The sequence below is a fragment of the Streptomyces sp. NPDC043876 genome, from assembly GCF_056435825.1.
The window spans coordinates 1-12410 of sequence record NZ_JBWKDV010000033.1 but is presented as its reverse complement, the minus strand read 5'-3'; the positions used below and the strand labels follow the sequence as shown (position 1 = coordinate 12410).

Annotated in this window: 2 protein-coding genes; both read left to right on the top strand. The window is 71.7% G+C overall.

Annotated features, from left to right (window positions below; all coding sequences use genetic code 11):
- Positions 1 to 10764, top strand: a 10764-nt coding sequence (locus AC0693_RS38430; protein WP_478804577.1) for an SDR family NAD(P)-dependent oxidoreductase, incomplete at its 5' end; no start/stop codon positions are given.
- Positions 10765 to 10914: 150 nt separating this feature from the next.
- A partial coding sequence (locus AC0693_RS38425) for a type I polyketide synthase (RefSeq protein WP_478804576.1) occupies positions 10915 to 12410 on the top strand: 1496 nt, incomplete at its 3' end.

Here is a 12410-nt window from a genome sequence, read left to right as displayed (position 1 = left end):
GATGCGTTGACGCCGGAGCGGTTCGAGAGCGTGCTGCGGGCCAAGGCCACCTCCGCGCTCAACCTCCATGAGCTGACCGTTGAGCTGGGGATCGAGCTCGACGCCTTCGTGCTGTTCTCCTCCATGAGTGGGTCGATCGGTGCTGCTGGTCAGGCCAACTACGCGGCTGCGAATGCCTACTTGGACGCGCTCGCAGAGCAGCGGCAGGCGGCTGGTCTGGCAGCCACCTCGCTGGCCTGGGGTCCGTGGGCCGAGGGCGGCATGGCCGCCGACGAGGCTCTCGAAGCCCGGATGCGGCGCGGTGGCGTACCGCCGATGGACGCCGATCTCGCGATCATCGCGTTCCGCGAGGCCGTCGGCAGCGACGAAGCGGCCCTGACGATAGGCGACTTCGACTGGGCGGCCTTCGCGCCCGGCTTCACTGCTGTGCGCGAGAGCCGACTGCTCGCCGATCTGCCCGACGTCGAGGCCCTCGACGAGGGCGCGCAGACCGCGGGCAACCGTACCGAGCGTTCGGCTCCTGAGCTCGTCGCGCGGCTCCGGAAGATGGCTGAGGGCGACCGGGAGCCGTTCCTCCTCGACCTCGTGCGTACGCAGGTCTCCCAGGTCCTGGGACACTCCGGTGTCGAGGACGTGGAGGCCGGACGGGCCTTCCGCGAGATCGGCTTCGACTCGCTCACCGCGGTCGAGCTGCGCAACCGCCTCGGTGCCGCCACCGAGCTGCGCTTCCCGGCCACGCTCGTCTACGACTACCCGACGCCGGCAGCTCTCACTGCCCATCTGCGCTCCGAACTGCTGGGTGCCGAGGCCGAGGAGACTGCTGCCGTGGTCAGCGCCGTGGACGACGACCCGATCGCCATCGTCGCCATGAGCTGCCGCTTCCCGGGCGGTGTACACACCCCGGAAGACCTGTGGCAGCTGCTGGCCTCCGGCACCGACGCGATCTCGGACCTCCCCCTGGACCGCGGCTGGGACCTCGACGCCCTGTTCGACGCCGACCCCGGCGCGCGGGGCACCTCGTACTCCCGTGCAGGCGGCTTCGTCTACGACGCCGCGGACTTCGACGCCGACTTCTTCGGGATCTCGCCGCGTGAGGCGCTCGCGATGGACCCGCAGCAGCGACTGTTGCTGGAGACCTCCTGGGAGGCCTTCGAGCGGGCCGGCATCGACCCCGGCACGCTGCGGGGCAGCAATGCCGGTGTCTTCGTCGGCACCAACGGCCAGGACTACCTCTCCGTCCTCCTTGAGGAACCAGCAGGTCTTGAGGGCCACTTGGGCACGGGCAACGCCGCCAGTGTGGTGTCCGGCCGCCTGTCGTACGTGTTCGGTTTGGAAGGCCCGGCGGTCACCGTCGACACGGCTTGCTCGTCCTCGCTGGTAGCCCTGCACTGGGCGATCCAGGCCCTGCGCAACGGCGAGTGCTCGATCGCGCTGGCCGGTGGTGTCACCGTGATGTCCACCCCGGGTACGTTCATCGAGTTCGCCCGGCAGGGTGGTCTGGCTGCTGATGGCCGGATCAAGGCTTTCGCGGCTGGTGCGGATGGGACGGGTTGGGGTGAGGGTGTGGGCATGCTGCTCGTGGAGCGGCTGTCGGATGCCCGTAGGAACGGTCACCCGGTCCTCGCGGTGGTGCGGGGTTCGGCCGTCAATCAGGATGGTGCGAGCAATGGGCTGACGGCGCCGAACGGTCCCTCGCAGCAGCGGGTGATCCGGGCGGCCCTGGCGAGTGCCGGGTTGTCGGCTTCCGAGGTCGATGCGGTCGAGGCGCACGGTACCGGTACGAAGCTGGGCGACCCGATCGAGGCGCAGGCGCTGCTGGCCACGTACGGCCAGGACCGCGAGGACGGCCGGCCGTTGCTCCTGGGCTCGGTGAAGTCGAACATCGGTCACACGCAGGCCGCCGCCGGCGTCGCGGGCGTGATCAAGATGGTGCTGGCCATGCAGCACGGCGTCCTGCCCGAAAGCCTCCACATCGACTCGCCCTCCCCGCAGGTCGAATGGACGGCGGGAGACATCGAGCTGCTGACCGAGCGGCGGGCCTGGCCGGAGACCGGCCGCCCGCGCCGCGCCGGTGTCTCCTCCTTCGGCTTCAGCGGTACCAACGCCCACACCATCATCGAGCAGGCGCCGCACGTGGCGGTGGAGCCGATCGCCGAGGGCCCGGCGTTGCTGCCCGTGGTCATCTCGGCGAAGACGGAGGAGGGTCTGCGGGCCCAGGCCGACGGGCTGCGCACTTGGCTCCTCACCGACCCCGAGCAGCGGCTGACGGACGTCGCCAGGACCCTGGCGACGGGCCGATCGGCGTTCGAGGAGCGCGCGGCGGTCGTCGCCGCGGACCGGAAGGGTCTGCTTGCCGGTCTCACGGCCTTGGCCGAGGGCGCATCGGCGGCCGGGCTGGTGAAGGGCTCGCCGGTCGGCGGGAAGGCTGCCTTCTTGTTCACGGGTCAGGGCAGCCAGCGTCTCGGCATGGGGCGTGAGTTGTATGCCGCCTTCCCGGTGTTCGCGGATGCGCTGGATGCGGTGTGTGAGCGGTTTGAGCTCGAAGTGCCGTTGAGGGACGTGTTGTTCGGCGAGGATGCGGAGCTGCTGGATCGTACGGAGTGGGCGCAGCCGGCGTTGTTCGCGGTCGAGGTGGCGTTGTTCCGTCTCGTCGAGTCGTGGGGTGTCCGGCCGGACTTCGTGTCGGGTCATTCGATCGGTGAGATCGCGGCCGCGCATGTCGCGGGTGTGTTCTCGCTGGAGGACGCGTGCACGTTGGTGGCTGCGCGGGGGCGTCTGATGCAGGCGCTGCCGGGTGGTGGGGCGATGATTGCTCTCCAGGCGTCGGAGGACGAAGTCCTGCCGTTGCTGACCGAGCGGGTGAGTATCGCTGCGGTCAACGGGCCTGCGTCGGTCGTGGTGGCCGGTGACGAGGACGCCGTGCTCGCGGTGGTGGAGGCCTTCGCCGACCGCAAGAGCAAGCGGCTCGCCGTCAGTCATGCGTTCCACTCGCCGCACATGGACGGCATGCTGGACGACTTCCGTGAGGTAGTGGCGGGGCTGGAGTTCGCCGCTCCGAGGATTCCGGTCGTTTCCAACCTGACGGGTGCGCTGGTATCGGACGAGATGGGTTCGGCCGACTTCTGGGTGCGACACGTCCGCGAGGCCGTCCGCTTCCTGGACGGCATCCGGGCCCTGGCGGCCGCCGGGGTCACGACGTACCTCGAACTCGGCGCCGACGGCGTGCTGTCCGCTCTGGGCGCGGAGTGCCTCGGCGAGGACGGGGCGGCGTTCGTGCCCCTCGCCCGCAAGGGCCGCCCCGAGCCGGAGACCGTCATGACCGCCCTGGCCCGGAGCCACGTACGAGGCCTCGCCGTTGACTGGCCTGCGGTACTCGGGACCGGTGCGGTACGGGTCGAACTGCCGACGTACGCCTTCCAGCGCCAGCGGTACTGGCCGGAGGCGGTGCCGGCACGCCGCAATGAGGTGGGCAACCGGTCGGACGTGGACTCCTGGCGTTACCGGGTGTCGTGGAAGCCGCTGACGGACGGTGCTGCCGGTGCTGTGCTGTCGGGCGAGTGGCTGGTCGTGGTGCCGGCTGGTGGTGTGGATGACACTGCGGTGGTCGCCGCGCTGGGTGCTGGGGTGCGTCGGGTTGTGGTGGATCCGGGCATGGACCGTGGGGGTCTTGCGGGTCTGCTGGCTGGTGCTGGTTCGGTGGTTGGTGTGGTGTCGTTGCTGGCGCTTGATGAGGTGGGTGGGCTTGTTGCTACCGCCGCTTTGGTGCAGGCGTTGGGTGATGCCGGGGTGGGGGCGCCGTTGTGGTGCCTGACGCGTGGTGCGGTGAGTGTGGGCCGTTCGGACAAGCTTGTGTCTGCTGTTCAGGCGCAGGTGTGGGGTTTGGGTCGGGTGGCGGCTCTGGAGGTTCCGGAGCGTTGGGGTGGTCTGGTCGATCTGCCTGAGGTGTGGGACGAGCGGGCGATGGGCCGGCTGGTTGCGGTCCTGGGTGGTGTCGAGGACCAGGTGGCGGTCCGGTCGTCTGGTGTGTTCGGTCGTCGTCTGGTGCGTGCGGCGCGGGCTGGGGGTTCGTGGTCGCCGTCGGGGACGGTGCTGGTGACGGGTGGTACGGGTGCGTTGGGTGGCCGGGTTGCTCGTTGGCTGGCTGGTGCGGGTGTTGAGCGTCTGGTGCTGACCAGTCGCCGTGGTCCGGATGCTCCGGGTGTGGCTGAGCTGGTGGCCGATCTGGGTGTTGATGTGTCCGTGGTTGCGTGTGATGTTTCTGATCGGGAGGCGTTGCGGGAGCTGCTGGTCGCTGAGGGTGGCGCGTTGACGGCTGTGGTGCATACGGCTGGTGTGCTGGATGACGGTGTGCTGGATGCGTTGACGCCGGAGCGGTTCGAGAGCGTGCTGCGGGCCAAGGCCACCTCCGCGCTCAACCTCCATGAGCTGACGGTTGAGCTGGGGATCGAGCTGGACGCCTTCGTCCTCTTCTCCTCCGTCACCGGAACCTGGGGCACGGCCGGACAGGCGAACTACGCCGCTGCCAACGCCTACTTGGATGCCCTGGCAGAGCAGCGGCGGGAGGCCGGGCTGGCCGCGACGTCCATCGCCTGGGGTCCGTGGGCCGAAGGCGGCATGGCCGCCGACGGGGTGCTGGACGCGCGGATGCGGCGGGGCGGTGTACCGCCCATGAACGCCGAATCTGCCGTCAGCGCCATGGAGCGGGCCCTTGCGGCCGACGACACCGTGGTCTGCGTCGTGGACGTGGACTGGGACCGCTTCGCTCCCGGGTTCACATCGGTGCGCCCCGGGAAGCTCCTCGCCGAACTCCCGGAAGCACGCGCTGTGTTCACCGCCCCCAAGGTCGAGCAGAGCGGGCACGCGCTGGCACAGCAGCTGGCGGGCCTCTCCGCGGTCGAGAAGGACCGGCTCCTGCTGGACCTCGTCCGCAGGGAGGTCGCGGCGGTCCTTGGCCACAACGGTGTGGAAAACATCGGTGCGGGGCGGGCGTTCAAGGAGCTCGGCTTCGACTCGCTCACCGCGGTCGAGCTGCGCAACCGCCTCGGCGCCGCCACCGATCTGCGGCTCGCGGCCACGTTGATCTACGACTACCCGACCTCCGCGGACCTTGCGAAGTACCTGCGGGGTGAACTGCTCGGCATCGAGGCCGCGGTGGCCACCTCGACTCCTGCACTCGCGGCCTCCGACGACGATCCGATCGCGATCGTCGCGATGAGCTGCCGCTTTCCCGGCGGTGTCCGTACCCCTGAAGACCTGTGGCGGCTCCTGGCCACCGGCAGTGACGCCATCGGGGAGTTTCCGGCCGACCGCGGCTGGGACGCCGAAGAGCTGTTCGGGCCGCGGCTCGAACAGGAGGATTCGTACGCCCGCGAAGGGGGATTCCTCTACGACGTGGCCCAGTTCGACCCCGCCTTCTTCGGGATCTCGCCGCGCGAGGCGCTCGCGATGGACCCGCAGCAGCGACTGTTGCTGGAGACCTCCTGGGAGGCCTTCGAGCGGGCCGGCATCGACCCGTCGTCGATGCGCGGCACCCAGGCCGGTGTCTTCGTCGGGACGAACGGCCAGGACTATCTGTCGCTCGTGCTGAACTCCGCCGACGGCGGCGACGGCTTCATGAGCACCGGCAACTCCGCCAGTGTCGTCTCGGGCCGCCTTTCCTACGTGTTCGGTCTGGAAGGCCCGGCGGTCACCGTCGACACCGCCTGCTCCGCCTCGCTCGTCGCCCTGCACCTCGCGGTGCAGGCCCTGCGCAACGGCGAGTGCTCGATCGCCCTGGCCGGTGGCGTGACCGTGATGTCCACCCCGGGTGCGTTCGTGGAGTTCGCCCGGCAGGGTGGTCTGGCTGCTGATGGCCGGATCAAGGCCTTCGCGGCTGGTGCGGATGGGACGGGTTGGGGTGAGGGTGTTGGCATGCTGCTCGTGGAGCGGCTGTCGGATGCCCGTAGGAACGGTCACCCGGTGCTCGCGGTGGTGCGGGGCTCGGCGATCAACCAGGACGGTGCCAGCAATGGTCTGACGGCCCCGAACGGCCCTTCGCAGCAGCGTGTCATCCGCCAGGCGCTGGCGAGTGCGGGGCTGACGGGCGCCGACGTGGACGCGGTCGAGGCGCACGGTACAGGTACGAAGCTGGGCGACCCGATCGAGGCGCAGGCGCTGCTGGCCACGTACGGCCAGGACCGCGAGGACGGCCGGCCGTTGCTCCTGGGCTCGGTGAAGTCGAACATCGGTCACACGCAGGCCGCCGCCGGCGTCGCGGGCGTGATCAAGATGGTGCTGGCGATGCAGCACGGGGTGCTTCCGCAGACCCTGCACGTGGACGAGCCGACTCCGCACGTGGACTGGTCGGCCGGTGAGGTCGAGCTGCTGACGGAGCTGCGCGAATGGCCCGAGACGGGGCGTCCGCGCCGCGCGGGCATCTCTTCCTTCGGCGTGAGCGGCACCAACGCGCACACCATCCTGGAGCAGGCCCCCGAGGCTGCCCGGGCCGAGGAGCCGCAGGACGTCCCCGGCACGTGGCCGTGGGTCCTGTCCGGCCGGACCGAGGCCGCCCTGCGCGCGCAGGCGTCCCGGCTGCTGGCCCACCTCTCCACGGGCGACAACGCCCTGCGTCCGCAGGACGTCGGCAACACGCTGGCCACCGGCCGGGCGCTGCTCGACCACCGCGCAGTGATCGTCCCGGGTGCGCGGGACGAGTACGGAGAGGCACTCACCGCCCTCGTGGCCGGCGAGTCCGCGCCGGCAGTCACGCAGGGCGTGGCGAGCGGAGACCGGCAGATGGCCTTCCTCTTCACGGGGCAGGGAAGTCAGCGGCTCGGCATGGGGCGTGAGTTGTACGACACCTACCCGGTGTTCGCGGCCGCGTTGGATGCGGTGTGTGCCCGGATGGATCTCGAACTGCCGTTGAAGGATGTTGTTTTCGGGGCGGACGCGGAGTTGCTGGACCGTACGGAGTACGCGCAGCCGGCGTTGTTCGCGGTGGAGGTGGCGTTGTACCGGCTGGTCGAGAGCTGGGGTGTGCGGCCGGACTTCGTCGCCGGTCATTCGATCGGTGAGATCGCGGCCGCGCACGTGGCCGGGGTGCTGTCGCTGGGTGACGCGTGTGTGCTGGTCGCTGCTCGCGGGCGGCTGATGCAGGCGCTGCCGTCCGGTGGTGTGATGGTTGCGATCGAGGCGTCGGAGGACGAGGTCCTGCCGCTGCTGACCGAGCGGGTCGCCGTTGCCGCCGTCAACGGGCCGCGGTCGGTGGTCGTCTCGGGTGACGAGGACGCCGCCCGTGCTGTCGCCGAGGCCTTCGCGGCCCGGGGTCGCAAGACCAAGCGCCTCACCGTCAGCCACGCCTTCCACTCCCCGCACATGGACGGGATGCTGGGTGACTTCCGCAAGGTGGCCGAGGATCTCACCTACGACACCCCCCGCATCCCGGTCGTCTCCAACCTGACCGGTGCCCTCGTCTCGGACGAGATGGGTTCGGCCGACTTCTGGGTGCGGCACGTCCGGGAGGCCGTGCGCTTCGCCGACGGGATCGGCGCTCTGGAGGCCGCGGGCGTGACGACGTACGTCGAACTCGGCCCCGACGGTGTCCTGTCCGCCCTCGGGCAGGACTGCACCACCGCCGAGGACACTGTTTTCGTCCCCGCCCTGCGCGCGGGCCGCCCCGAGGCGCAGGCGTTGCTCGCCGCCCTCGGCCGGGTCCACGTCCGGGGTGTCACCGTCGACTGGGCTGCCCCCTACGCGGAGACCGGCGCCCAGCGCGTCGACCTGCCCACGTACGCGTTCCAGCGCGAGCGCTACTGGGTCGATGCCTTCGCCCCGCTGGAGGACGCCGCCTCCCTCGGTATCGAGCCGGCCGGGCACCCGATGCTCGGAGCGGCGGTCGAACTGCCGGACACGGGCGGGTTCCTGTTCACCGGCCGGCTGTCCCGCCGTACGCACCCGTGGCTGGCCGAGCACGTCGTGGCCGACTCCGTGGTCGTGCCCGGCGGGGCCCTCGTCGAACTCGCCCTGCGGGCCGCGGAGGCGGCCGGCTGCGACCGGATCGCCGAGCTGATGGCCGAGGTGCCCCTGGTGCTCCCCGAGACCGGGGCCGTCCAACTGCGGGTCACCGTCGGCGGGGCGGACGGCGAAGGCCGCCGCACGGTGCAGGTGCACAGCCGCTCGGAGCAGCCCGGCACGGATGCCCCGGACGCGGGCGCCTGGTCCCGGCACGCCACCGGATTCCTGGTCGACGGCGAGCACGACGCAACGGGCGGGACCACCGACTCTGCCGATTTCGATGGCTTCGCCGACAGCGGCACCACATGGCCGCCCGTCGGGGCCGAGGAGGTCGCCACCGAGGAGGTGTACGACCGGCTCATGGCCGCCGGGCTCTACCACGGCCCGGCGCTCAAGGTCCTGGACGGGGTCTGGGTGCGCGGCGACGAGGTCTTCGCGCAGGCCCGCCTCGCGGACGAACTCGGCGCCGCGGCGCACGGGTTCGCCCTGCACCCCGCGCTCCTCGACGCCGTCGGACAGGCGCTGGGCGCCACCGGCACGGTCGGCCGGGAGCCGGCCGCCTGGCGCGGGATCCGGCTGCACGCGACCGGAGCGGACGCGCTGCGCCTGCGGATCACGACCGCCGGTGCGGACACGGTGTCCGTCGCCCTGGCCGACGGGCAGGGCGCGCCCCTCGCCTCCATCGGAGCCCTCGTGACGCGGGAGCTGGACATCGAGCGGTTCGCCGCGGTCCGCGCGGCCGACGGCGTCCACGACTCGCTGTTCCGCCTGGACTGGGTGCGCACGCCGGTCCCCGCCCGCTCCGCGGCCGCGGACCTGGTGGTCGTCGGCGACACCACCGGCAGCATCACCACCGCCCTCACCGCCGGTGCTCCCCTCACCGCGTACGACGACCTCGCCGCCCTGGACGCGGCCGTCGGCGCCGGCCGGCAGCCACTGCCCGACACCGTGGTCGTACCGCTCCTGACAGCCACCGGGGGCGGGGAGACCACCGCCGACCTCGCCCGTGCGGTGGGGGACATGACGCACCGTGCGCTCGCGCTGGTGCAGGGCTGGCTGGACAACGGCCGCTTCGCCGGTGCGCGGCTCGCCGTCGTCACCCGCGGTGCGGTGGCCGCCCACGCGGATCCCGAACCGGGGGACCTGGCAAGCACCCCGGTGTGGGGGCTGCTGCGCTCCGCGCAGACCGAGCACCCCGACCGGTTCGTGCTCGTCGACCTCGACGACGCCGACCCCTCCGGCCGGGTCCTGGCGGGCGCCCTCAGCTGCGATGAGCCCGAACTGGCCGTGCGCGGCGGTGTGCTGTACGCGCCGCGCCTCGCCCGGATGGAGGCCGACCCGGCCCCGGCCGGAGCGGCCCGGCTCGACACCGACGGCACCGTACTGATCACCGGAGCCGGTGGCGGCCTGGCGGGTCTCCTGGCCCGGCACCTGGTCGCCGAACACGGGGTGCGGCACCTCCTGCTCACCGGCCGTGCGGGCGGCGGCACCGAGTCCGCGGCCGAACTCACGGCGCAGCTGGTGCAGTCGGGGGCAGAGGTCACCTGGGCGGCGTGCGACGTGGCCGACCGGAACGCGCTGGCCGCGGTCCTGGCGTCCGTACCGGCCGAGCGCCCGCTGACGGCGGTCGTCCACACGGCAGCGGTCCTCGACGACGGCGTCGTGGACCTGCTCACCCCGGAGCGCGTTGACCGGGTCCTGCGGCCGAAGGTCGACGGCGCCCTCCACCTGCACGAACTGACCAGGGACCTCGACCTGTCGGCGTTCGTCATGTTCTCCGCGGCCGCCGGCACCCTCGGCGGCGCGGGTCAGGCCAACTACGGCGCGGCGAACGTCTTCCTCGACGCCCTCGCGCAGCACCGGCGGGCCCGCGGTCTCACCGCGCTCTCCCTGGCCTGGGGCATGTGGGCAGAGGAACGCGGCATGGCGGGCCGCCTCACCGGCGCGGAGCGCGGACGGGCCGCCCGCGGCGGCGTCGCACCACTGTCGGCGCAGGACGGCCTGGCGCTGTTCGACCTGGCCCTCTCGGTCCGGGACGAGCCGGTCCTGCTGCCGGTCGCGGTCGACCTCCCGACCCTGCGGGCGCGGGCGGCGGACGGAGGGATCCTCCCCGTCTTCCGCGGCCTGGTCCGCACCCCGGCGCGGCCGCGCCGGGCGGCCGGCCAGGCCGGGGCTCCGGGCACCACGGCGGCGGAGACGGCGGCGCCCGGCTCCACCGCGGCGGCGGGGGAGACCCTGGCCCAGCGGTTGGCCGAGCTGTCGGCCGCCGAGCAGGAGCGGACCGTACGGGACCTCGTCCGCGGCCAGGTGGCCGGTGTCCTCGGATACCGGTCGGTGGAACACGTCGGAGAGGAGCAGGCCTTCAAGGACCTGGGCTTCGACTCGCTCACCGCGGTCGAGCTGCGCAACCGGCTCGGCGCGGCGGCCGGGCTCCGGCTGCCCGCGACGCTGATCTACGACCACCCGACCACGGCCGCCCTCGCCCGGCACCTGCTGAGCGAGGTCGCACCGGACGGCTCCGCAGGACGGGCCGTGTCCGTACTGGAGGAGATCGACCGGCTGGAGAGCGTGTTCTCCTCGCTGGACCCGGCGGAACTGGCCGCCGCGGCCGACGACGACGCGGCCCACGCACGCGTCGCGGTACGCCTCCAGACCCTGCTCGCCCAGTGGAACGACGCCCGCTCGACGGACGAGAACACGGCCGGTGAGATCGAGGACGCGAGCGACGACGAACTCTTCGCGCTCATCGACAAGAAGTTCGGACAGAGCTGAACCCCAGCCGCCCCCAGGCCGTACCGCCGGAACCCCTGTTCCGGCGGTACGGCCTCCGGCTCGCCGGAATTCCTCAAATATCCTCGGGCTCCCCTGATCCGTCCCGAATGACCCGCACCGCATGCTCCGCCCCGAACTCCTTGAATTCCCTTGAGTCCCTCCACGGTCTCGACCACGCGAATAGGTGAAGCGCCAGTGGCGAACGAAGCAAAGCTCCGCGAATACCTCAAGAAGGTCACGACGGATCTCGACGAGGCGTACGGACGTCTGCGCGACATCGAGAGCCAGTCCCACGAGCCGATTGCCATCACGGCCATGAGCTGCCGCTTTCCAGGAGGTGTCGGCACCCCCGAGGAACTCTGGGAGCTTCTGTCCTGCGGCGGCGACGCCCTCACCGCGTTCCCCACGGACCGGGGCTGGGACCTGGACCACCTCTTCTCCGACGACCCGGACGAGCAGGGCACCTCGTACACGCGCGAGGGCGGCTTCCTGACGGGCGCCTCCGCCTTCGACGCCGACTTCTTCGGGATCTCTCCGCGCGAGGCCATGGCCATGGACCCGCAGCAGCGCCTGTTGCTGGAGACCACGTGGGAAGCCTTCGAGCGTGCCGGGATCGACCCGCACGGCCTGCGCGGCAGCCAGTCCGGCGTCTTCGTCGGCATGAACGGCTCCGACTACCTCACCCCGCTGCTGGAGGCGCCCGAGGACTACGCCGGCCACCTCGGCACCGGCAACGCTTCCAGCGTCCTGTCCGGTCGCATCTCGTACACCTTCGGCCTGGAGGGTCCGGCGGTCACCGTCGACACCGCCTGCTCCGCCTCCCTCGTCGCCCTGCACCTCGCCGTGCAGGCACTGCGCGCCGGGGAGTGTTCGCTCGCCGTCGCGGGCGGTGTGCACGTGATGTCCACCCCCGGGCTCTTCGTGGAGTTCACCAAGCAGCGCGGACTGTCCCGGGACGGCCGTTGCAAGGCCTTCGCGGCGGGAGCCGACGGATTCGGCCCGGCCGAGGGGGTCGGCATCCTGCTGCTGGAGCGGCTCTCCGACGCCCGCCGCAACGGGCACCCGGTCCTGGCCGTCGTCCGGGGCTCGGCCGTCAACCAGGACGGCGCGAGCAACGGCCTCACCGCCCCGAACGGACCTGCCCAGCAGCGCGTCATCCGCCAGGCCCTGGCCAACGCCAGGCTCTCCGCGGACCAGGTCGACGTGGTGGAGGCGCACGGTACGGGTACGTCGCTGGGTGACCCGATCGAGGCGCAGGCGCTGCTGGCAACCTACGGCCAGGACCGCCCGGAGGACCGGCCGCTGCTGCTCGGCTCGGTCAAGTCGAACATCGGGCACACCCAGGCCGCGGCCGGTGTGGCCGGTGTGATCAAGATGGTGCTTGCCATGCAGCGGGGCGTGGTCCCGCAGACCCTGCACGTGGACGACCCGTCGCCCCATGTGGACTGGGAGTCGGGCGCGGTGGCACTGCTCACGGAGCGGACCGCCTGGCCCGAGACGAACCGTCCTCGGCGTGCGGGTGTGTCGTCGTTCGGTTTCAGTGGGACGAATGCGCATGTGATCGTGGAGCAGGCTCCGGTCGTCGACGCCGAGGCCGGGGCCGAGGGTGTGGCGGGGGAGGGTGGGGGTTCGGTTCTGCCGGTTCT